21 protein-coding genes are annotated in these 24,199 nt (G+C 37.7%); 3 read left to right on the forward strand and 18 right to left on the reverse strand.

The window, feature by feature from the left end; all coding sequences use genetic code 11:
- Nucleotides 1–95 precede the first annotated feature (95 nt).
- From CC90_RS25005 to CC90_RS0112205, 3 genes are all read right to left on the reverse strand, one after another.
- Complete coding sequence (locus tag CC90_RS25005; RefSeq protein WP_330373226.1) at nucleotides 96–2,588, reverse strand: NHL repeat-containing protein; 2,493 nt, start codon at nucleotides 2,586–2,588, stop codon at nucleotides 96–98.
- 619 nt (nucleotides 2,589–3,207) lie between these two features.
- Nucleotides 3,208–3,372: a hypothetical protein gene (locus tag CC90_RS24225; protein ID WP_157837552.1), complete on the reverse strand. Its 165-nt coding sequence runs from the start codon at nucleotides 3,370–3,372 to the stop codon at nucleotides 3,208–3,210.
- Between the two features lie 263 nt (nucleotides 3,373–3,635).
- Nucleotides 3,636–3,878, reverse strand: a complete 243-nt coding sequence (locus CC90_RS0112205; RefSeq protein ID WP_031391049.1) for a glycosyltransferase family 2 protein — start codon at nucleotides 3,876–3,878, stop codon at nucleotides 3,636–3,638.
- 172 nt (nucleotides 3,879–4,050) lie between these two features.
- On the opposite strand from CC90_RS0112205, the gene CC90_RS0112210 reads away from it, so the two are divergent.
- Nucleotides 4,051–5,127, forward strand: coding sequence for a tetratricopeptide repeat-containing glycosyltransferase family 2 protein (locus CC90_RS0112210; RefSeq protein WP_031391050.1), 1,077 nt, complete (start codon nucleotides 4,051–4,053; stop codon nucleotides 5,125–5,127).
- 13 nt (nucleotides 5,128–5,140) lie between these two features.
- On the opposite strand, the gene fliB is transcribed toward CC90_RS0112210, so the two are convergent.
- From fliB to CC90_RS0112225, 3 genes are read right to left on the reverse strand one after another with little or no spacing between them, the layout of a single operon-like run.
- Nucleotides 5,141–6,313 carry a flagellin lysine-N-methylase gene (gene fliB, locus CC90_RS0112215; RefSeq protein ID WP_031391051.1) on the reverse strand — a complete coding sequence of 391 codons (1,173 nt, stop codon included), beginning with the start codon at nucleotides 6,311–6,313 and terminating at the stop codon, nucleotides 5,141–5,143.
- Between the two features lie 4 nt (nucleotides 6,314–6,317).
- A complete protein-coding gene (locus CC90_RS0112220; protein ID WP_051869510.1) occupies nucleotides 6,318–7,220 on the reverse strand; it encodes a class I SAM-dependent methyltransferase in 903 nt (300 codons plus the stop codon).
- Nucleotides 7,221–7,269: 49 nt separating this feature from the next.
- Nucleotides 7,270–9,756 (reverse strand): glycosyltransferase family protein, encoded by a 2,487-nt coding sequence (locus tag CC90_RS0112225; RefSeq protein ID WP_081905990.1) that lies wholly within the window; start codon nucleotides 9,754–9,756, stop codon nucleotides 7,270–7,272.
- Between the two features lie 282 nt (nucleotides 9,757–10,038).
- Between CC90_RS0112225 and CC90_RS0112230 the strand changes: the two genes are divergently transcribed.
- Complete coding sequence (locus CC90_RS0112230; protein WP_031391054.1) at nucleotides 10,039–11,214, forward strand: IS110 family RNA-guided transposase; 1,176 nt, start codon at nucleotides 10,039–10,041, stop codon at nucleotides 11,212–11,214.
- Nucleotides 11,215–11,323: 109 nt separating this feature from the next.
- On the opposite strand, the gene CC90_RS0112235 is transcribed toward CC90_RS0112230, so the two are convergent.
- Nucleotides 11,324–12,502: a glycosyltransferase family protein gene (locus tag CC90_RS0112235; RefSeq protein WP_051869512.1), complete on the reverse strand. Its 1,179-nt coding sequence runs from the start codon at nucleotides 12,500–12,502 to the stop codon at nucleotides 11,324–11,326.
- 173 nt (nucleotides 12,503–12,675) lie between these two features.
- On the opposite strand from CC90_RS0112235, the gene CC90_RS0112240 reads away from it, so the two are divergent.
- Complete coding sequence (locus CC90_RS0112240; protein ID WP_031391056.1) at nucleotides 12,676–13,554, forward strand: alpha-1,2-fucosyltransferase; 879 nt, start codon at nucleotides 12,676–12,678, stop codon at nucleotides 13,552–13,554.
- Nucleotides 13,555–13,560: 6 nt separating this feature from the next.
- On the opposite strand, the gene CC90_RS0112245 is transcribed toward CC90_RS0112240, so the two are convergent.
- The 11 genes from CC90_RS0112245 to CC90_RS23175 form a co-directional block, all read right to left on the reverse strand.
- Nucleotides 13,561–14,730: a CgeB family protein gene (locus CC90_RS0112245; protein ID WP_031391057.1), complete on the reverse strand. Its 1,170-nt coding sequence runs from the start codon at nucleotides 14,728–14,730 to the stop codon at nucleotides 13,561–13,563.
- Complete coding sequence (locus tag CC90_RS0112250) at nucleotides 14,727–15,410, reverse strand: glycosyltransferase family protein (RefSeq protein WP_031391058.1); 684 nt, start codon at nucleotides 15,408–15,410, stop codon at nucleotides 14,727–14,729. The genes CC90_RS0112245 and CC90_RS0112250 overlap by 4 nt, the downstream gene beginning before the upstream one ends.
- Nucleotides 15,391–17,190 (reverse strand): CgeB family protein, encoded by a 1,800-nt coding sequence (locus CC90_RS23170; protein WP_165919335.1) that lies wholly within the window; start codon nucleotides 17,188–17,190, stop codon nucleotides 15,391–15,393. The genes CC90_RS0112250 and CC90_RS23170 overlap by 20 nt, the downstream gene beginning before the upstream one ends.
- A gap of 81 nt (nucleotides 17,191–17,271) precedes the next feature.
- A complete protein-coding gene (locus CC90_RS0112260; RefSeq protein WP_031391060.1) occupies nucleotides 17,272–18,099 on the reverse strand; it encodes a flagellin N-terminal helical domain-containing protein in 828 nt (275 codons plus the stop codon).
- A 178-nt stretch (nucleotides 18,100–18,277) separates the two neighbouring features.
- Complete coding sequence (locus CC90_RS0112265; RefSeq protein ID WP_031391061.1) at nucleotides 18,278–18,751, reverse strand: hypothetical protein; 474 nt, start codon at nucleotides 18,749–18,751, stop codon at nucleotides 18,278–18,280.
- Nucleotides 18,748–19,134 (reverse strand): flagellar export chaperone FliS, encoded by a 387-nt coding sequence (gene fliS / locus CC90_RS0112270; protein ID WP_031391062.1) that lies wholly within the window; start codon nucleotides 19,132–19,134, stop codon nucleotides 18,748–18,750. Before fliS ends, CC90_RS0112265 begins: the two co-directional genes overlap by 4 nt.
- Before the next feature lie 6 nt (nucleotides 19,135–19,140).
- Complete coding sequence (gene fliD, locus CC90_RS0112275) at nucleotides 19,141–21,147, reverse strand: flagellar filament capping protein FliD (protein WP_031391063.1); 2,007 nt, start codon at nucleotides 21,145–21,147, stop codon at nucleotides 19,141–19,143.
- A 12-nt stretch (nucleotides 21,148–21,159) separates the two neighbouring features.
- Complete coding sequence (locus tag CC90_RS0112280; RefSeq protein ID WP_031391064.1) at nucleotides 21,160–21,570, reverse strand: flagellar protein FlaG; 411 nt, start codon at nucleotides 21,568–21,570, stop codon at nucleotides 21,160–21,162.
- A 302-nt stretch (nucleotides 21,571–21,872) separates the two neighbouring features.
- Nucleotides 21,873–22,091, reverse strand: coding sequence for a carbon storage regulator CsrA (csrA, locus tag CC90_RS0112285; protein WP_031391065.1), 219 nt, complete (start codon nucleotides 22,089–22,091; stop codon nucleotides 21,873–21,875).
- Nucleotides 22,092–22,547 (reverse strand): flagellar assembly protein FliW, encoded by a 456-nt coding sequence (gene fliW, locus CC90_RS0112290; RefSeq protein WP_031391066.1) that lies wholly within the window; start codon nucleotides 22,545–22,547, stop codon nucleotides 22,092–22,094.
- A gap of 89 nt (nucleotides 22,548–22,636) precedes the next feature.
- Nucleotides 22,637–24,199 carry a flagellin N-terminal helical domain-containing protein gene (locus CC90_RS23175; RefSeq protein WP_051869516.1) on the reverse strand — a complete coding sequence of 521 codons (1,563 nt, stop codon included), beginning with the start codon at nucleotides 24,197–24,199 and terminating at the stop codon, nucleotides 22,637–22,639.

Here is a 24,199-nt window from a genome sequence, read left to right on the forward strand (position 1 = left end):
GTCCTATGTTTTCTTGCCTGTTACACTTGTATTTTTATATTTTAAATATTAAATTTGGCTTTATCATAAAAAACTAAACTGAGATGCCTCTATATTTATGCCATTTCTCTCCATATTTTCCCACCGCATATTTCATTTATCTGCTTTTCTTTTCCTTTGACATCCACCGTACTACACAAATCATGCATGCTAATAATATGATTCTCAATACACAACTTTTTTTGTATAATATCAATAATATCCACTTTTTGCTCACGTTTATAACTATCCAGCGCTTCTATGTCCACTGCACATAAATAATCCAGTCCTCTCCCATCTCTATCCAGCACTGTTAACTCTCCTTCAGTTGTCTGACTAACGATGTAACCATCATTGATTCTCTTATAAAATGAATATTGTTCCGACAGAATCTCAAATTTGTCCGCACAACCATTTTTAAATTTTATAGTTTTAGATCCATCTATTCCTCCAGGCATTATAATCTTCGTTCCATCATATACAACTCCCAAAAAATGCATACATTGTGCCGCAAATTCCTGAGGCAGCAAATATTCTGTTACTTTATTTGTTCCATCCCATTTGACGATTGCCGTATTCTGTCGTGGAGCCAACCAAAAGTTGCTACCATCCCATGCAATTCCTGAATATCGATTCCTATCACTTCCCACCTCTATCCAGAAATATTGGCAGTTGCTCATATCAAATTTTAAAACCTTATTATCTAGTGCTGATGCCATATAAAAGCAATCGTTTATTTGGACACAATCACAGCGTACATAACAATCCTCCAGCTCTTTCCGTTTATCTTTCAGACAATCATAAATTCTATCAAAATATGTCAGCGTTTCTTTCTCCATATCTACGCAAACAATTGCTGGATAATTGCTTCCAATCAAAAAAACTTTATCTTGGTAGGCGATTGCCTGAAACATCTTCAGAGAAATATCCTCATTATTTACCGGCATCAGTACTAAGCTCTTCCATTCTTTAATATCTTGACGGTATATCCATATTTTTTTTGCATTAAAAGGCACAAATAGTAATTGTTGCTCCCATCTAACTATCTTTGCAGATAATCGATTTGCAATGAAATCTTCTTCCGGAATCGAATCTATCAGATTTATCTTTCCATTATCCATGTCTAAGGAAAAGATGATATTTATATCTCTCGCTACAAATAAAAGTTTTCTATCTATTTGAATACAGTCTTCCGCAATCAGCACAGCCGAATTGTCTTTCTCATTATCTACAGTAACATTTTGCAGCATAACAGGTTTTCCAACTTTTCTACAAAGTTGCACCAAGCTGCTGGCATCTCCATAATATGCATCACCTACCGCAATTGCCCTATCCAGATCTGCTGTATTATCATAAATTCCCCAAGCTTCACTGATATACTTATCCCTGATTATCTTATATTCGTTCCAAAGTTGTGGCCTCATAGAGGCCAATGTGTTCTCGATTAACGGATGCGGCCGCCAAAGTAATGCTACTTCGTCTTTGTTTTCCTTAAATGCAGCAAGCACTGATTCCATTTTTCTCAGCATCCGTCGGCCGCTTTGTAATAGTGCCTCAATACTCGTATTATAAAAGATAATTTTTTTCCATCTTCCATCGGGCTTCTGTATAATCTTTATCCACTCTTCTGGTATTATCAGGTCATCTTTTTTCGTACTCATAACCTTATCCACCTTGGGTGAACCTAATCCCAATATTTTTTCTTCCCAATACTTCCTTGCTTCTTTTGTGTTCTTTGTTGCTTCAGTCAGTACATCAATATAAATCTGCCGCATATTCTCCGACTGTACAATTACCTTATCCGCATTAAACACCCCGGATGTCATACAGAAATGCTTCATACCCTCTATCTCGCTTTTATTCTCCGGCTTTATCTCATCCAAAATAAAATATGGTATATACACAAGCATATCTGTATATTGTTTCAAGTTCTTCGAATAAAAAAAGGGATGCACGCTTGTTACATAATTACCTCCATCGTAGGGATTATGGATGAATATCATATCCGGCTTACGTTCTTCAAAATCATATTGTTCATAATTCGTAATAGGCACATAATCCGGATACTGATCTCCTTCATAGTGAATCTCACCAAAACTCCCGTCCTGATTCTTATCAAAATAAGGAATGGGTATTACATAAGCATCACAATCCTCGTCTTCATCAGACGCCTTCCAAATGCTTTCCAACGAATCCCACATGGAAGCCTTATATGGAAGAAATACAACCTCTTTCCTATATTCTGGCAGATCATATCGAATTCCATTATTCAGTTGTGTCAATTGCTTTTGAATTTCCTTTGATAATTCTCTGCACTGATAATCATCCGATAGCAAGGTGCTCATTTGATAAATATTTTCGCAATAATCTTCAAGTATTTTGACAAGATGGGAATATTTGGCTCCTAACGAATCGATATAAGTTCCGAGAAGAATGGCAGATTCCTGACATTGTGTAAGCACATCTAATAAATTACTTTGATCCTCTTTGCTGTTTCTGCCGATGATATCATTAGCTTTTTCAAGCGTCTTGACGGACTCTAACATTTCCTTCTTCTTATATCTCTTCATTTTCCACCTTCTGAATATATGATAACGTTTATAAATCACCTTTTTCACAAAAAAGGCCATTCATGTGAATGATGACATGAATGGCCTTTATCTTTTCTTCATTCCGCCTTATGCCTCCATGCAATTTTTATATGGCTATCCTTGCCTGCGTTCTATTTTAACTTACTTTATATATCGGCAGATTTCATAAAAATATTACAATATATGATTTGTACATATTACAAAAATATGGGTATTCGGTTGGATATAATGTATGGCTATTAATACAATTTTATTTAACCGCCTTTACGATGTCCTCAATTTAAGAAAGATCGCTCATTACAAAAACCATTCCATATAGCCGAAAATTCTTTCATCCCGCTTGACGCTTCCATCCATTTTAGTATTACATCAACTTTTCCTTATATAACCACTACTCCAACCGGCTTTGTTCAATGTCATGAGCTTTATCCTCGGATAATCAATGCGAAATCTAATTCCACCGGAACGATTGCCTACCGCAACATTCCACACTGCTGACGTTCTATCTGCACAATTATGATATAAAAGAGCCGTACCCATGCAAAGAATGCCATCTGGAAAAAGTGATGTGATGATAGATACTTCACTAAAAATCTTTTTATCTTGTTATTGATAATATCCTTAACGATTTTTCTCCGTTTTTCCTTCTTGCATCAACTTTTGTAGCATGCACCAGTGGATACTGCTTTTCGAGAGTGTTTTTGTAAGTATGATACCACCATGCTCCTCCCCACATAATTTCCGCCTTTCCATCCCATATCATAGAGTTCTACATCATAAATTGACTATTTAAAAAGCCGATTTCTTTCAGCACTCCCTTTCGAAGCATAAACATCCCATAATATAAATCAGTACCCCTCCGAGTCCTTCTTCTCCGTACCCTTTAGCCTTATTTACCGCCTCACTATAACTATCAAATTTTTCACTAAGGGATAACTACTGTCATTGTTTTTTCTGTTTCATAAAGCACAGTTCTCGTTCTCCGCAAACATCCCGGAGTAATAATATCTTCAGGCTGAAGAAGCATTAATTCTTCATCAACACTAAGGCTTCTACTGCTTCATTAATAATTGCAGCATAACCAGTAAATTCTTCCATAAAAGCATATGATATATCCTGCTGCCCTTCAACCCATTCTCCCATTCCATCTGAAGATGCATCGTCTATAACAATTACCGATAAGTTTTCCATACTCTCTAACAAATAAATTGTCTTCAAATTGATTTTCAGCTTATCTATTTGATTATGTGCTACTATTATAATTGTCATTTGTCCTTCTGCTTACACCCTATTTGCATTTACATGGTTCCTGCTTTATTTGTCCCTTCTATTTGCTGCTTGCAGTACTCTGTACCTTTTTTCTTTATGCTTTTTATGTTATAATCTGTTCAAACGTCACATATCATCATTACTTTTTGAACACAGAAAATGGAGGAATTCTATGCTGCCAATATCTGTATGTCTCATTTCTAAAAATGAGGAAAAATATATTGGGGAGTGTTTAAGTCGCCTTATAAAATATGATTGGGAAATAATCGTTGTGGATACCGGCTCTACCGATCGTACTATTGAAATTGCGCTTTCCTATACACCAAATATATTCCATTTTGACTGGATCGATGATTTCAGCGCTGCCAGGAATTATTCTATAGCCCAAGCTCATAACGATTATGTACTGATTGTTGATTGTGACGAATACTTAGAAAATTCTTCACTAACTGAAGAAACAGTTAGAAACCTTCCTAATTTAATTTCTCCCAAGCAGGTGGGAATGATTTGCCTTCGTAATATTTCTTCGCATACCACCGGCAATTTAGCAGAAAGTTCTTCCGATATTATACATGAACATATTGCCCGCTTCTTTCACAGAGGCTATACCTATTACCAAGGCTCTATACATGAACAGCTTGTCTCCCGGGAAGGGAATGTACTTTCTTTTACTTCACTCCCTCTTTGCTTCTATCATGTAGGCTATAGCACTGATGAAATTAGAGCGGCAAAAGCGGACCGTAACATTACAATGCTGAAGCAATCCTTAAGCAATCAAGGCGGCAATCCCTATTTATACTTTCAACTGGGACAATCTTACTTTGGAATCTCTGATTATGAAAATGCTCTGCCTTACTTTGAGAAAGCTTTATCTATGGATGTCGACGAACGGGAAGAGTATGTCCAGACGCTCGTAGAATCCTATGGATATTGCCTGCTATATTTAAAAAAATATAAAGCCGCCTTACAATTGGATGGATTATATCCCATCTTTTCCAAACGTTCTGATTTTGCCTTTCTTATGGGCCTTATTTATATGAACAATGCTATGTTCGAACAAGCCATCGCCGCATTTGATCACGCTGTCTCTATACAGCGCTATGCCATAGAAGGAGTCAACAGTTACAAAGCATTCTATAACATAGGAGTCATCCATGAATGCATGGGACATATTTCTGAGGCAATGAAATATTATCAGAAATGTGGCAGTTATCCCCCTGCTCTTCACAGGCTAGACATTCTTAAATAGCAAATTTTATGACTTATTTCAATAATAGTAATACATGGGCCACCGATATTCTTCCCTCTTTCTTCATGCGTTTAATCACTTGTTCCATATCAGCCCTTCTATGGCTGATCATCCTTGCACATAAAGAAATAATAAATTCTTGCATCTCCTTGGATATCTCCTGATGAAGGCAATAGTATAATATTGTCAGATGCTTTATAAGCAACTGTTCCAAAATAATAATATAACTATTATCCAGCAGATAATACCGATTCATTTCTTTCAGTGCATACCAGAACCAGCTGCATACCGTGGCATGCTCCATTAGAATATCAAAATTAGCAGCCTCTCTCTGCTCCCATAGCACATACGCCTTTTCATAATTTTCCCATGAACAGTTATGATTACACTTTATCAGCTCCTCTACCTTGCCTCTGCTCCCTCTCATATCCTCGTTTGCCAAAATCATCGCTACATCCTGAAAGTCAGAAAATAATTGGCATAATTGCTTGAATCCGTTGTTCTTATCTTCCTGTATCGAACCAACTTCCTTGAGAAGTTCTTCTAAATAAAAAGGTGACCATATATGTGACAATTCTTTAATAATCAACCCTCTATTTCCTTCCCTATGAATTTCCTTTATTCTATCCATACTGTATACACAAACAAATTGTCTGAACCACAGAGGAAAGTTTCTATTCTGCAATATATCTATTACACAATTTCTGATTTCCACATCTAACTCTATAATTTCATAAAGTTCTCCCGTATCACCTTTTTCTCCTTTATCATCTTCCTCCATAACAAAAGATAATGGCCCTTGAATGGAGAATAAGAATTCCACAACTGCCGGGCAAGCCAACGTTAAATATTTTTCCTCCGTTTGGCCTATAATTGTAGAATGTCTTGGAAATGTACGGCATGTACTTCCTAATATTTCCTCCCCTTCTTCTATTACCATATTGCATAGCTGGTCCTTATTACAAAATGGACACATACCTTCTATGAACTTAAATTGATACCTTTCTAATTCCTTATTATAAACAATATGGCTTTTGGCCAATTCAGATAATTGAGATGAATCTGTAACAAGCCGTTGATAAACATCCTCTTCTATGGGAACACTCCATCCCTGACAGCACGTAAATAAACAGTCCTTACCTATACAAGTAAAATCGTCATAAAAACTGGGTTTTAATACATGCATCTCCTTATTCCCCTTCCGTATCATTACTTACAATTGTAAAAGTTGCATGATCCCCATATTCTTTCTCGTTCGCCTTTGCCGCACAATCTTCAAAAAATTCAACATCACTTTTCTCAAAATAGCTGCTTAAAACATCTCGTGACTGCTCCATAAAAGGAATTCCCTGTTCATAAAGATAGCTGCGCATATATTGCCCACAATTTGAGTTATACTCAACACTCTCTATCTTAAGACCTGCCTGACAGCATAAATATTCCATACTTTTCTTAGAATGGAGAAATAGATGTCTGGGAGCATCCAACTGATACCAGCTAACGCCGAAAGTATCAAAGGCAGCATTAGGAAATACCGGAAGCGTAATAATACATTTTCCATTTCTTCCCAACAACTTTCTTACACTTTTCAGAACTTCCAGAGGATTTGACATATGCTCAAAAGAATCCCCAAATTTAATGATATCATAGGTCCCTTCCATTTCAGTTATTTCACATTTTTTAATAAAGATCCTATCTCCATATTGAATATCATGAGGAATAAAAGGATCACAGCCATATAAATTGCTATATCCAAGCTCCTTTGCCAGCAATCTGAGATATGCGCCTGTACCGCAGCCCACATCAAGCAACCGGGGACCAAACAAAGCTTGTTCCGGAAAGCTTCCGACCTCTTCTTTTAATTGAAGACTATAATAATTACCTTCATAATATTTCCCGAGATCTTCTGGAATGGAAGATATCTGCATACATTGACAATTACTACATACAAAATAATCGAATTCTTCTTTTGTTCCGAACATCATTTCTTTCGCTCGATAAGCTTTATTCACGTCTGCTTTTCCACATACTCTGCAAACTGTCCATGTATCTTCTAAGTTATTTTTAATTTTAAGCTCCTCATTTTCCCTCATTATATCTATCCTTTTCTCTCTTCCTTGTGCAATTTTATCTTGTAGTAATTCATTTTTCCATATCTCTTATCCTTGCATACCATGTATGTTTTTCACCAGCTTTTTTCCGGGCAGCGTCTGCAATCTTCTGCGCTGCGTCGGGATTTTCCAATATTCTATTAATAATTTCCGGCACTTCTTCCATATGTTGTAGATTATAACTAATATAATCTTTATTTCGTTCAAATTCCTCACTTAGATATTTACTGTCATCCGTAACACAAAGTGCACCTGCAAGCATGGCATTTATTACCCTGTCATGGATTCCATCCTTGAACCAAGGCATAGTATTGAGTACAATTTTGCTGTCCAGCATTTTCTTTAAACATTCATCCTGCGTCATCACCCCATGACATATAAGATGCGGATTGTCATAGTATTCCGAATTTTCCCAGCCTTCTCCGCATATCTCTACATCAATTCCTGCATAGATCAGTCTGGCTACTACTTCCTTTCTAAAATAAAATTTTAAATATATATCTACCATTCTATTTTCTTCAATTACATGCTTTATGTACATATCATCTGCCGCCGGCTGTTCCAACGCAATTTTTTCTTCAATTGCCCATTCCAAAGTCTTATATGGATGCTTTATCAGTTCTTCAATGAGCACCTTCTGCCAGACACCAAACTGATCAAATTCCTCACGATATTTATAGCTGCCAGTAAATAAAACCTTGGTATTTCTGTCTGCAATCTTCTTGCAAAATCCATTACTTACATCCTCTCCTGCCAACGGAAGGAAAATATTTTTTTGAACTTTCTTATTGAATCTTTCTGCATAATCCACATGATTCCTATCCACATAAGCGGCAATTCCATATTGAGGAGCTTTATCCAGCGTATCAAAATAATAAAACGGATGGTCCAGCATATAATTGATGCAGGGAACCTCACAAACATCCCATATGTTTTTTCCATTTATTTTCAGCAACCATCCTCTATTATTAAAAATAATTGCTTTTTCAACCCCCGTTCGCAATATATGCATAAAATTATCCGGGTTCTCTATTATCTGAGCTACAAACATTTCATATACTTTGTATCCGATACCTTTATATGCCTTTACCAATTGACGTGCAGTATAATTGAGAATATCGTTCTCATCCTCTATTATTACTATCTTTTTTTGTTTATCCCTTCTTTTGCTTGCCCGGATCACATACTGAAATGTTTCAAACATAAAAAACTCTGCATTTGGCTCTAAGTCTATCAAACGCTGTATATACAGCTTGTCCTCTCTTTTTAAGTCCAAGCAATCGCTGACAATCTCATCTATATTATAATTACACGCTTCAAACATACGGATAATCTCATTGTAAGTAAACATATGGATATGTGTTTTATCAAGCAAGCCTGTGTCGGAATAAGTAAAATTGCCTGCAACCAAATCTCTTATAACCGATACATGCATCAAATTCGGTATACTTGCAATAATGCACCCATCGTCCTTTAAATAATCACTACAATATTTTATAACTGACGCCGGATCCTTTAGGTGCTCAAGCACATCTCCAAAGATGATGTAATCAAACATTGATTTTTCGTATGGAAATGCCTGTTCCTCCAGATTTCCTACTTCCACCTTCGCTACGAAAGAGGCTATCTTAGCCGCCCGGGGATTTATTTCATATCCGTATATCCCGGCATTAGGATACCGGTTCTTTATTTCTACAAGAGTTGCACCGCAATCGCATCCTACTTCTAATATGGTTAACTCACTATCGGTGTTATGTGTCATCATCTGAATCAAATTAGGATTATATGTTGTATTGAAATAATTCATACCCCATTTATCTTTTATGTTATTTCTATCCTTTTCTGCCATAAGTCCCTTATATTTTTCGGATATTTTATCTGGGAGCATGCAATAGGCTATGGCATTAGGAATATTTATCAACGTAAACTTTTTTGTCATAACCCTGAAAAGATAATCTTGAATTACGCTCTCTGCAAGGAGAAACTGTTCATCAAATCTCCCCACTTTATTCACCACATCTCCTCTTATTAAAACAGCATATTCCGCCAGGCCTACTACTTGCTTCATCACAAGCTCATTATTTTCCCCTGCAAGCAAAACAGCCGTTTGATAATCCACCGCACTATGTCCGTCAAAAGACTTATCCCCGCAAAATGCCGGTCCCACTGCTCCTATCTCCGCTTTGGAATATAACCCTTGCAGCATTCTGGAAATACAACCCGGCGTTATGACAAATTGAGGGAACATAAGTAAAAAATCACCTTTTATGCTGAATAAATCAATAGCAGTATTAATTACTTTTGCATATCCAGTAAGACCTTCCTCTATCGTAGCATAGGCTATATCTCTCTGTAAAGAAAGCCACTCAGCAGTTCCGTCTATGGAGGCATTGTCTATAATCACAACCTGCAAATTGTCCACATCTCCAAATCTCCTTATGGAGTCAAGACAAATTTCAAGTTCCGGCTTTTCATTATGTACAACTATAATAACGGTTACCAAACGCCCTCTATTCATAAATCACGTATAATCCAATTATCTCAGATGGTAATTGGATTTTTCCTTTCTCCCAGATTCTCTGGGCATTTTAATCCATCTCTGATATATTTGATAAGGCACTGTGGATCTGTACCTATATATTTACAGCTTTGACTGTTCCGAGGTGACTCAGACCACAGCTTTTCGTCTATTACTGTTGATCAGTTTGTTAACGCCTGACGTTTCTATTTACGTGATTACACAGCCGGATTCTCTGTGGAAGACAACAGTGCCAAAATACATATCAGGAGGTATAACTCTATGTCGATGTACTTTATTGGAATTGATATTTCCAAGTACAAACATGATTGCTGTATTATTTCAGCAACGGATCAAAAGGTTGTTTCAAAGTTTTCTATTAAAAATGATAAGGCAGGCTTTGAACAGCTACTCACTATTTTTCATTCTCTCTCCAATCCTCAGGACATAAAGATAGGGTTTGAATCAACAGCCCACTATGCCCTCAATCTTGAACTCTTCCTTGAAAATGCCAACCACAGCTTCATGGAAATTAATCCAGTTCTCATCAAGGAATACAAGAAATCCACATCTCTAAGGCGAACCAAGACCGACTCTGTTGACTGCGAATCAATAGCCCGGTGGTTAATGACTGTCGAGTACAAACCCCACTCAAAAGGATTTTACCACGCTTATTCCTTAAAGTCATTAACTCGTTTGCGTGACAGACTAGTTCGACAGCGTTCTTTTTATCTTGTAAAGATTACCAATGTGCTGGATCACACCTTCCCCGAATTCAAGCCCTTCTTTCATGAGCGTTTCTCTAAGACCGCTCTGTATCTGCTTGAAAACTACGGTTCCGCCGAAAAGATGGCAAGAATGAATTCCGCATCCTATGAGAAGCTCCGCTCTTTATCAAGGGGTAATTTTTCTCCCCAACAGTTCCTTCGGTTAAAGGAGCTTGCCGCCAATACGGTCGGTGTAAACAACTCTATTTTTGATGTGGAACGGAACAGCCTGCTCACCCTGTACCAGTCTCTCGTAAAAGAGATTGACACGCTTGAAACAGAAATCAACAAGCTGATCGAGGAAGTACATCCTCACTATATGTCTGTTCCTGGCATCGGGACTATATCTGCCGCCGTTATCTATTCGGAATATGGAGATATATCGAACTTTTCAACACCAGCCCAGATGCTCGCATTTGCAGGGATCGAACCAGGTGTAAACGATTCCGGAACAGAATCACACGGAGGACGGATGGTAAAACATGGCTCACCGGGGCTCCGGTATGTCCTCATCAATTGCTGCCTTCCTTTAATCCGCTTTGATATGACATTCGCCGCCTACTATGCGAAAAAACGGGGAGAAGGCAAGCCCCACAGGGTTGCTATCACTCATGTGGCAAAGAAACTTGTTAGAGTCATCCATGCATTGGAGAGGCAAGGGGTAGACTTTAACGCTCAGAAGCTCCAATAGCAGCTGTATCATAAGAACATCATTATCCCATCTGAAATACGGTGTTTTCAGATGACTTGTTTGCTATATCCTTTTTTATCACTAAAGAATCTTTTTAAAAACCCCTTGACTATTTATAGTTTGTCACCTCTAATATTGTATCTACTCTTTCTTTATAGGTATGATACTTCTTCACTTTTTCATATCCATTTCTTGCGATTTCTTCCCTTTCCTTTTCATGGACTAAATAATAATCAGCTTTGTTTAATAAATCATCGTAATCTTCATAGTACACATAATCTTGTCCGGGAATAAAATACTCCAGAAAATCCTCCTGATAATTTGATAGCAAAAATCCCCCACATCCCATAATATCAAACGCTCTAAGAGGAATGCCGGAAATAATACTTTTTAAAGAAACATTTAAATTGATTTTGGAGCATTTATAAATCACTGGACCTTCTTGCATGACTTCCGCTGTTCCCCTGTTATTAACTTTAGGAAGACGGGGAGTCTGTTCGTACGTATAAAAATCGACATGAAATCTTTCCGAAAGCAGTCCAAGTATTTCCTGCCTCTCCAGAGCAGTAACATGTCTGGCCAGAAAATAATGTGCATAAACCCATGCAAGCCGTTCAAATCCGTCTTGATTAACTACTGTTGGGCAAACTCTTTGTAAATCTTCCATAATTTCCGGTGTCAACATACTTTCAAGAATAAACTTACCATAGACTTTTTTTTGTACTTGAATGCAACCGTCCAGATACCCTTTTGTATATTCTTTTAATCCCGACAACCTTTCATAGAAACAATTCTTCTGTTCGCTATATGTGGAACCAATAAAAGAAAGCTGTGTACCATAAAATTTGCGCAGCTCATCATTTATTATATAGCCGTCATATCTCTCTACTGGAGCCGCCATAGGTAGATAATATACCGAATTAGCTCCATGCGCCCATAAATCCAAACACACAGCTTTATCAAATACGAAGATATAATTATAAGGAAAAAATATGGTATTGGAATACAATTGTATAAAGGGACTATCAAACGTCCATGACACATACTTTACCATGCAAGCATTAGATGCTATAGCGACAACAGGAAAATAGTTAAAAGAAAAAATAAAATCATAGTTTTTTCCTGCAATCGTCCTGATGAGCTTTTCTCCTAACTCCATATTCAGTCTTGTATTCTCCGTTTCTCTTGGAAAAGAATAAAAATCTACAATATATCCTCGCCTCTTAAATTCTGCTGTTATGTCAATCTGACCCAGACTTTTCCATTCTATAAATAAAATCCGCACCATATTCCTCCGATTTCTATTGTCATTTTATATTATAATATATCGGTTGCATAAGAATCTTTAATAATCACTAAAAAATAAATGCCATGTTGTTAAATCAATGATTTTTTCTCAACACTTTACTATTATGATATAATGAAGAAAATTATATGCCATTATGAGTTAAAGGAGAGGTTATGAAAATTCAATATTTAAATGGCGGTCTTGCCAATCAAGTATTTCAATATATATTTGTGCGCTTTGCAGAATTATATAATCCTTCGGACGAGCCCTGGTTCATTGATGATTCTTTCTTTTTCGTAAATAATGTGCATAACGGATATGAACTGGAAAAAGTATTTGGTATACAAGCTAATCTTTTGAGTAAGAGTTTTGATCCTGATGTTTGGCTGGAATTTATTAAAAACAAAAAAGAAGGAATCAGCATTGCTCAATCCTTTAAAAATCTGGGACTTAACGTACAAATGATTGCAGAAACAATTAACTATCAAGAGCACAATCCCTTTGATGGCAAAATATTTCAAGTCCCTTCTAACGAGTTCCACCCAGAAATAACAAAATTCCCAGGTGAGGTAATTTATTATCACGGATATTGGATTAATACAAAGTGGTTCCGAACCTACCGCCATATATTAGAAAGAGAGTTGTCCTTTCCAATAATAATTGACGAAAAAAATAATGCTTATGCTTCACATATCTTATCTTCTCTATCGATTGGCATTCATATACGTCGGGGCGACTATGTGAGTATTGGTTGGGCGCTGTCCGATACATATTATTTTCAATCAATGGAAAAGTTAACAAAAGAACATCCTGACGCCGTTTTTTTTATTTTTTCCGACGATATTACTTGGTGTCGTACTAATTCAGATTCTTTAGGATTAACACTGGCAAAAAATTTAGTATTTGTAGAAGGAAATACACAAGACTCCAACTATATCGATTTGCAGCTAATGAGTATGTGCAGCGGATTACTTATGTCCAACAGCGCTTTCTGCTATCTTGCAGCCCTGTTGAATACACGTTTAAAGTTTTGTACTGAACCGCCAAGATGATCGTTTCTAATCATTAATAATCTGTAAAATTTCTTCAATACGCTTTTGATATGTATGATATTTTTTTACCTTCTCATAGCCATTGCGGGCAATCTGCTTACGCTCTTCCTCATGAGTAAGATAATAATCCGCTTTACGCATTAAGTCCTCATAGTCACTATATAATACAATATCTTCCCCTGGAACAAAATGTTCCAAAACATCCTCCTGATAGTTGCTAAGCACAAAACCTCCGCTTCCCATGATTTCCATTATCCGGAGCGGAATTCCTGTCACTATACTCCTGAGCGTAACGTTAAGATTAATTTTAGCACACTTGTAAACTAATATGGCCTCTCGCATATTATTTGCACTTCCTTGGTTTATTACATTTATCAGTTCCGGGGTCTGCGAGTGTGTATATAAATGCACCTGATATCTCTCTGCCAGCATATTCAAAACTTCTTCACGCTCTATTGCTGTGATTTTTCTTGCCAATATATATCTTGCATAATACCACTCTTGAGTACGTGTATCATCCGGATATAGCGGTACAGGGCACGCACTCTCTAATTCAGGAATTACTGGGGTCAACATCTTATCTATTATAAATTTACCATATATCCTTTTTTGCGCCTGAATAATTCCATCCATATATCCCTTGGCAAACTCACTTACTCCTTCTGTTAAATTATATAACTGATTTTTTTTCTCATTATAAGTGGAACCAACAAATGCTATATCTGTTGTATACTTTGTTTTTTGCTCTTCGGTCGGTATCATCCCATCATATATTTCCACCGGAGCCGCCATAGGAAGATAATATACGGTTTCAGCCCCTCTTCTTTTCAGATCAAGATAGGTCTCTTTGTCAAATATAAAGGCATAATTATAAGGATAGGATATCGTTCGGGAATATAGCGCCACGTTCGGGCTATCATAAGTCCAAGACACATATTTTATTCTGCACGCATTGCAAGCCAGAGATACTACGGGAAAATAATTAGTGGAAAATACAAAATCATATTTATCCTCTGCAATCTTCTTTACCAGTTTTTCACCCATCTGAGGATTATGACGCATATCTTCCATACGAATAGGATAGTTAAAAAAGTCAACAATATATCCCGCTTCAATGAAGGTTTCTACAATATATGCCAGTCCAAAACTCTCCCATCCTATTACCAGTATTGTCATCTTCCTTCATTCCTTTCCACTATCTCTTCTCCATATTCCGCCAAAAACATCTGTCTATATTTATCATAATTCCATAGGCTGATTATCCCTTTGTCATCATGAATATACCAATCTTGATTCTGTAAGGGTACCACAATCGAATATCCTTTTCTTTTCATTTCAAAGCATTGAGATATATCATAATAATCCCATCCATCAAATAAATCTTCCCTCCATGGCAAGTCATACTGTGTCACCATAAGCAATCCATCTACTGCATCTACGCTCCAGTAACCATCCTTATCAAGTTCATATCTATATTTTTCCCATAATACATTTCCATTTCCTCTGCTCACTCTTTCCCCATGCCACATAATACCGTCCTTTGGCATATTGAGGCATCCTACTAATCCAATCATGCCAATCCGGAAATCCTTCTTAAATATCTGCAGAACATCATAAATAAAGTATTTATTAATAATAAAAACATCTTGATGCATATATACCTTATATTTCGCATCATTGCAACGCATCCCCTCATTATAGCCGGAAGTCATAGAGGCTGCCTCTCTTACTTCTACAAGCTCTATTTCTATCCCTTCCGGCTTTTCCAACCAATTAATATATTTAATACATTCGTCAAAAAAGAGAGTATCATTCACACAAATAATAAAGCATATCTTATTTTCGTTTATTCCCATATCTCTCCCCCAGCTTCTGTATCTCTTCTTCTAGCTTTTCTTTATCCCGTATCTGTGCCGCATGTAATATATGCATCAAAGCAATCACTGATAATTTCTCTGTTTGAATATTATCTATTACCCATTTCTCATCTTCCTGTCCTATTCCGTACTCTATCCTTCGAAGATAAAATACAGTTTCCAAATAAAGCCGGCATAAATCCTCTATACTACTATGTTGAAGTACACTCGGTTCTTTTCCAGATTCGAAATATTGTGTCAATTCTTTAATATATATATTTATAAAAGTATATAAATAATCAAATTCCCAGAAAACAGCTCTCAGTTCCTTGGAGAAATTCCGGTTGTACCAAATAATCACTTCTGCCCATGCCTCCATGGATCTTTGGCACAGTAACTGATTTATATAGTTTATCAACTGCTCCTTCAACTGAAAAAAAAGTTCTTTTTCTTGCCCCATCAGGAAAAAAAGACTATCTATCGTATCCGCCTTTACTTCATCAGGATTATTCGTATAACGGCATAACTCTTGATGCCAGCATATGTTTCCATTCTTTGTTCTCAAATCTTCTAACTGCTGCATCGTATCAAAAATCTCTATTTCTCCTTCTTTGAAAATTATCGCCAATATCGTAAGGATACGGTGATAATATGTATGTGATTTTTTAACCTTATTATAGCCATTCCAAGCTATCCGTTCTCTTTCTTCTTCATGCTCCAGATAATAAGCCACTTTTTCAAGCAAGTCTTCTTCATTTGTATAATAAACATAGTCCTCTCCCGGAATAAAGAAATTCAAGAAATCTTCTTGATAATTTGTTAGAAGAAAACCACCGCACCCCATAATATCCATTGCCCTTAATGGAATTCCTGTATGTATACTCCTCAGTGTCATATTTAAATTAATCTTGCTGTTTTTGAATACGAGGGGCATCTCCTTCACATAATCTACAGTCCCCTTATTGTTTACCCCAGGAATGTGAAGAGTATAATCGGGCGTGTATAAGGTCATCTGATGATTTTGAGCCAAAAGCTTTAGTGCATTCATCCGTTCCTTACCGGTCATATGCCTGGCAAAAAAATAATTCGCATATATCCATGCATCCGTCTCCCATTCATCCTCTCCCCTTTTTATTGGGCATACAGCACGCAGCTTCTGCAATATTATTTCATCCAACAATTCCTCCAGGAAAAAAACCTCTTGTATCTCATGCTGCATATTCATAATCCCTTGCAAATACCCTTTAGCATAATCATCAACTCCCTCCAGCAGCTTCATGAAGTCCTGATTGTCTTCCTGATAAGTAGATCCTACAAAAGAAATATCGCTCGAATAAACCTCTTGATCATTCCTATTATCTATACTGTCATAATACTCTACCGGGGCTGCCATAGGCAGATAATAGACGGTCTTTATTCCCTGGTCGCAAAACTCCTTATACAAAGAATAATCAAAAAGAAATACATAATTAGTGGCACAGGAAAGATATTTAGAATAAAGCAATAAAAAAGGCGAATCGTATACCCACGATACATACTTTGTCCCGCAGTTATAGCAGGCATTAGCCGCAACTGGGTAAAAGTTGAGCGAGAATACGAAGTGATATGTTTTTTCCTTTAATGAGCTCTCAAGGGCATTCCTAAGACGTTCATTCTCTCTCATGTTTTCTTCTTTGGTGTCCCATGTATACATGGTAATATTGCAATTACACCTTTTCAACTCTGCTATTATATACTCTTGCCCGAAGCTGTCCCATTCTAAAAATAATACTTCTATCATATCCATATTCTCCGAATTGTTGTTTTTAGGTAAAGAAAAGAGGATTGACAAGTGTCAATCCTCCTGGTAAGGCAACAAATATTACTGTAACAAGGACAATACACCCTGATTAGTCTGATTAGCCTGAGCAAGCATTGCCTGACCTGCCTGAGCAAGGATATTGTTGTTAGAGTATTTAACCATCTCTGTAGCCATATCCGTATCACGAACTCTGGACTCTGCTGCTGTAGTATTCTCAACGATATTATCCAAGTTGCTGATAGTATGCTCCAAACGATTCTGATATGCACCGAGGGACGATCTCTGAGATGCGACCTTTTCAAGAGCATCCTTTACTGTTGTTATATAAGTTCCTGCAGTTGCACCAGTTGTATCAGAAGACCAAGACAGCCCTGTTCCTGAAGTAAGCCCTAAATCCGTTGCTCTCATAGCCTTTGTTTGAAGCGATAACTGCTCACTATTCTCAGCACCAATCTGCAAACCGAATGTTTTATCTGCAGAGAATAAAAGCTGATCATTGAACTTCGTTGTAGTAGCGATTCTATCAATTTCTGATGTTAATTGGTTGATTTCATCAGAGATATATCCTCTCTGAGTCGTTGTGTAAGTACCATTAGCTGATTTTACAGAAAGCTCATTCATTCTCTGAAGCATATCCTGAACTTCTGCAAGAGCACCTTCTGCGGTCTGTGCTAAGGAAACACCATCCTGAGCGTTTGTAGAAGCCTGTGTAAGACCTCTGATCTGACGTCTCATTTTTTCAGAGATGGAAAGTCCTGCTGCATCATCTGCTGCACGGTTAATCTTGTAACCGGAAGATAACTTCTCAGTTGATTTAGCCTGTGCATTAGTTGTGATACCTAACATTCTGTTAGAGTTCATTGCTGTAAGATTGTGTTGTACTACCATAGTATATTCCTCCTTGAATATGTAGTGGCTTCCTTGCCACTTGTTTTTTGTAATGCTTTCTTCGGACCGTACGCTTCCTCTGTAAACATTAAATTTTGTAAGTAATTGTTTTACTTGTAATATATATCGGCTCGAATTCGAGATACTTTATAGCTAATTTTGTTTTTTTTATTATTTTTTATTTTTTTTTATCCATAAACTGAGGCTGGACAATTTGGGAATTACTCATACTCTTGTAGTAATCCAATGCAGCTTTAGAGGTCGTTCTATTCTTCTGCAAGGTCTTCCTGCCCACAGTAAAATAGTTTTGGGCAAGTTTATAATTCCGCGTTTCCTGTGCCTGAATTGCCACACTTTTTTCTGTTACCTCTACAATTAATTGCTGCAGCTTAGCTATCTGGCTCTTATACTGTTCCCTGCCCCCTACTAGCTGCTCCTCAATATGCCGATATAATGTCTCGAATCCTTCGTCCAGCTTCGAAAGTTCTTCTATCAGCTTCTCCTTTTCATCAATTGTTGCACCAAAATCTTCCACAGAACCTTCATTTTTCAGAATTTGTTCCTGGTTTAGATTTATTTCTTGTATACGGGATAAAATATCCGTTTTCTTATGCATGCTTTGTTCCAGAACTTGAAGATAATTTTCTATCATACAGCTCCTTTTTCCTTATTCAGACGCATCACTTCTTTCCACGTATCCCTTACCGAACGAAAGTGCTCGCATACTTCTTCTAATATTCCAATATCCTTCTTAACATTTGCTTCCACCAAACGTCTGTCTAAGTAAGCATATATATTATCAAAGTCTTGTGCGATCGGATATTTCATGTCCAGAGTTATCCGCATATACTCGACAATCTTCTCCACCTTCACTATGTTTATATGTGCTTTTTCTATTTCTTTCTTCTCTATCGCCGCAATAGCGATATTACAGAACTTGATTGCTCCGTTATACAGCATAAGTGTTAATTCTGCCGGTGAAGCAGTCAGCACCTGATTGTTGTTATATTGTGCATATCCGTTTGGCAACGCCATGTCTTATCAACCTCCTAATAAACTTGTTACAGCACTCTGATTGGATTGAAGCTTCGCCAAAGCTGTCTCCATGGCTGAAAATTGATTATAATATTTATCTTCCATAGCCTTAAGCTTTTCTTCCATCTGCTTAATCTTAGTCGTATAATTATTGTAATCCTCTTTCATCTTCTTGTCATCATAAATCGACCCAAAGCTTCTGAAGTCTGTACTGGATGTAAGACTATTTAAATTAGTATAAAGCTTCTGAGACAATCCGGAAAAGAATTCAATAACCGAATCCGGATCCGATGCAATGGCCGCTTTCAGCTTGTCTTCATTCGTGCTCACACTACTGTCATCCGCATCCCCAGAAATATGATAAGCATTTTTTTCATTATCTGCCGAACTAAAATAACCTAATGTCTCAATACCGAAGTTCGCCAGATATACTTTGGAACCATTTACTTCCACTCCTCCGAGCATAATGCTCTTCAGGCCGGAGGCAATAGTTGAAAGATTAGAGTCTCCACGCAGAATAGAATCTTTAATCTTAGTCTCCCATTCTTCCACTTCAGAATCAGACATTTCATCCTTCTCATCGCTTGTAAGAGGTTCGTACCCCTTGGATGACTCGGCATTATAAAGCTTATCCATCTCATTTATTAAAGAGTTATATTCCTTAATAAATTTCTTGATCATATCATAAATGCCGTCGGTATCCTGCCTGGTTGTCAAAGTTACCTCGTCGCCTTTATTGCCCAATACCGTTATCGTAAGTCCATTTACTTCAAATACATTGCTGGTGGATTTATACTCCATTCCATTTAACGTAATAACAGCGTCACTTCCTGAGATTCTTACCGCATCGCTACCCGTCATACCGCCTTCAATCAAGTCTTTGGCAGTCTGTATCTTCGCTTCAATCTTGGATGTCGCTTCGGTAATGAGTGTACTTTTGGCATTACCGTCTTCATCAACATAATCTGCTATTGCATCAAGCGATGTTTGTGTTGATGCGAGGCTCGTCTTAGACTTTTCATATGCATCCACATATGTCTTTTTTTCCTGCAGCTCAGAAAGTTCATCCGTCGCAATCTTAAGATCAGCTTCGGTTCCTGACTCTTTCAGACTCTCGATTTCCGCTTTCTTGGCGGTAATCAACGAATCTAAGCCGCCTGAGCTCTGCGCACTTATCTCTTCACTATATTTGCTTCTATAACTATTCTCCGCAGTCGTAATCTGCTCCTGCTGTTTATTCAATGTCTCTGTCAGAGTCGTCCGCTGGCTCAAATATGCCGTCAAGCGCTGCGTTACCTCAGCATCGATTGCTGCCTGTGTCGCAGTTATATCCCCGTCCATATCCTTATATTTTTTATATTCCGCCAAGCTGGCGGTGTCATAAGAAAGAATCTGCAGCTTTTCCAAAGCGGCCGTCCCCTTACTGTTTGATGCAGTAAGAGAAAAGTCGTTATCTACTCCACTCTTTTTAGAGCTTATAAAGAATCTCTGATTTTTTTCATCGAAATTTGCATCCACACCTGCACTTTGAAGATTTGACAAGAGCTGATTTATCGTCATACCGGAAGTAACGGTTACGTCCGTCGTCTTCCCATTTACGGTAACGCTGAAAGAGCTGCCCTCTTCAATTCCCAAGTCCGTCAATTTACTGCTCTTCGTATAGCTTCCATTCAACTGTCCGCCGGTTAAATAACCAGATGCTGCCGTCTCTTTAATCGTCATCTTCTGTGTCGCATTCATAGCGCTGTCGCTGGTCACTACACTCGCTACCGACGAATTGGAAATATCTGTCGTCTTCTTACTGTAATCCGAAGCGGTTCGCATATTATTAAGAGTACCGGTAAAAAAGGAATGAACCTTTGTATTCAATGTCTTCCACGCGTCCTGCTTCCACTGTAGCTTAGTCTGTTGCTTTTTCACCTTATCGACTTTCGTCTGCTGGACCTTCATCAATTCTGTAATAATAGACTCTGTATCCAATCCAGAATTCATACCCGTAATTCTTATAGGCATATCAACTTCCTCCTATCTCTTCTCATCTACCAAAATACCTGCCAACTCCCACACCTTCGCAATCATATCCAAAGTCTCCTCCGGCGGGAATTCTCTGATTACTTCCTTTGTATCCCTATCCACAATCTTAATCATTACTCTGTTCGTCTCATCATGAATACCAAATATGGCTTCAGAATGCGGCATCTTCTTATTGAGCTGTTCTACGGCTTTCTTGATTTTGTCATTTTCTGCCTGACGCATATCTCTGTTATCCGCGCCTGTATTTTGTGCATCCTTATTTTCTGTCTTGGCTGCGGGTGCCGCAGACACGCTGACATTTACTGATGCATCGGGAGAGGAAACCTCCGTGTTTTCTACAACCGGCTTCTGCGTTACTTGTGTCTGAATATTCCTGATACTTCCTAATGAATCCATGGCCATTATAATCACCTCCGTGTGATAGTCGTATTATATAACATCTTTTAAATTCCTCAAAAAGCCTATTCCATATGCTTATTAATTATATCGGATGAATTTTACAATAATTTACCCCTTTTTTCTAATACCACAATATTTTTTGATTTATATTGATTCCTAAACCGAGAATCATAAAACTTGAATTAGTATATTCACGTACTGACTGCAAAATAAATCGGTTATGTACAAAAAGGTCTTTGCTTCAACGCTTAGAAGCAAAAACCTTTTATAAAAATCAGAAAATATGCTTTTCTGATTTTATATAGCTATACTAAAAATTTTTTTAGCGCATCCAGACTTTCCACATCTACAGATGCTTTGTTCTCATTCTGTATCTGCACATACACTTCTTTACGGTATATAGGAACTTCCTTAGGTGCTGTAATTCCTATCTTTACCTGCTCACCCTTTATTTCTAAAATAGTAATCTCAATGTTATTATTAATAATCAAAGCTTCATTTTTCTTTCTGGATAAGGCTAGCATCTATTCACCCGCTTTCTTTGCCTGAAGGATGTCATAGATAGGATATTTAACCTGATATTCATCTCCCTCTATAATTACCTGACATGCTTTTCTTTCCCCAGTATTAATAACGATGGGACCTTTTAAGTTCACAGTCATCTGGGTTAAGTCCTGAGGCACAGTGACGGTTACAAGCACCAATAACTCCTCCAAATCAAGTTCACCGAGAGGCTTAATCCACTCTTCCTCCACTTCCGGATTATAATCCGGCTTTACCACCAGCGGATCCATGACCGGCATCGCGAACGCCGGTTCCTGCAAAGATTGAAGCCAATGAATCGATCCGGCTCCCGTCTCTTTGTCGTGAATCATCGTAAACTTCGTCAACTCAGAAAAACCTACAATCCCTTTCGGAAATGTAATAACCTTTTCTTCATCTATTGTAATCTCACCAAATGCTTTTGTTTGTATTATCATACCTTCTCCTTATACTCTGTAAATGCCGCCATAGTAAGCACCACTTTTTGTATGCGTTTCATTTCATAAACCTTCTTCTCCAAATGCCTTTAAATATAATTCATCAATGAATTCTGCATGATTTTACTGGTTGCCAAAAGCGCCGACTGATAGGAATTGTTCATGCTCGTAAGCTGTATCGTCACCTCTGCGATATCAACATCTTCATTAGAGGACTGCAGCGTCTGGAATGTGGTCTTTTGAGTCATCAGGCGGTTCGATATTAAATCGAGACGGCTTCCCCTCGTACCATTATCCGTAATGGCAACACTGGTATTATCCAGTGTTCCGTTCATTTTAGTTATCAAACCTTCAAATGTTTTCTGTATATTTTCACGGATATATGTATACGCCTTATCCGCAGCATCTGCCGTAGCCTTTAAATTATTATATTCTGTAGTTCCCTCGGCATAACCAGTGAGCATCTTCCCAATATTTGTCTTAGCTTCGTTAATTTGCTTCAAGGCGGCGAGAGCGCTTTCCAAATCGTCAATATTTCTGTCCACATCTAAGGTAAACACTTCATCAGCCGTAGTATTAATGCGAATCGTCTGATTATATCCTACGTCGTACTTAATAACCTGAGATGCCCCCTCTTCTGTCAAATAATCATTGTTATAATTTATCTTTGCTCCGGTTGTGTCTGTATATTCACATGCAAAATAATGCTGAGGACGTAAATCTCCTTCTTTCCAGGAGTCCTTCTCATAAGTTACACGAATTTCCGTATTATTCCCTACCGATACAAAGTCATCATACGCATCTTTTCCCATAAGAATCTCACCGGTCTCCGGCACAAATACCACTTTACCGGAATTCGCAGGATCAGTAATATAATCGTAGGGACTGGGAACCGATGTCGATGATACTTGCTCAATCGGAGCTGCGAACACATCTATATATGTATCCGATACCGCATCATATTTCGTTATAGCGGGTATTACTGCATCACCAGCTGCATCCGTCCCTCCTGTTAAATTATCATAAGACAACCGTATACGGTAAATGTCATTATTTTTTATATCAACAGCTTCCTCCAGGGGAGGGTCAGACGGATCATAACTCGTCGAAGACGCGCCTTTCAACTTACCGATATTCGTATAATTAATCGTATCGGCAGCCGAAACATTAAGCTGTTCCGTTATTTTGAACTTCTCCGTCTTATTTTCCGTATAAGTCAGGGTCGTATCGGTACGGTACCCTGTAAAGACATAACGTCCCGCATAATCCACATTTCCCGTTGCATAAAACTCTTCTTTCAGCGATTTTAGCTGGGTAACTATAATATCCAGCTGATCCACACCCAAATCCTTATTACTTCCCTTGGTACACTGCTGTAATATATCGTTAATAACGTCGGTAGTAGTATTCAGCGCATCTGCAGTAACCTCAAGCCAGCTTTTTGCATCCGGTGCATTCTTTTCATAATACTGTTTAATCTGGGACACGTCGCTCCGAAGTCTCAGCGCACGGATAGCGATAACCGGATCATCAGAGGGCCGTGTTATTTTCTTCAGCGTGGACATCTGTGTGCTCAGCTTATCCTGAAGCACTTTATTATTATTGATATTATACAGCGAATTATTCTGCATAATTTTATTTGTCATTCTCAT

The organism is Kineothrix alysoides (assembly GCF_000732725.1).
GTDB lineage: Bacteria > Bacillota > Clostridia > Lachnospirales > Lachnospiraceae > Kineothrix > Kineothrix alysoides.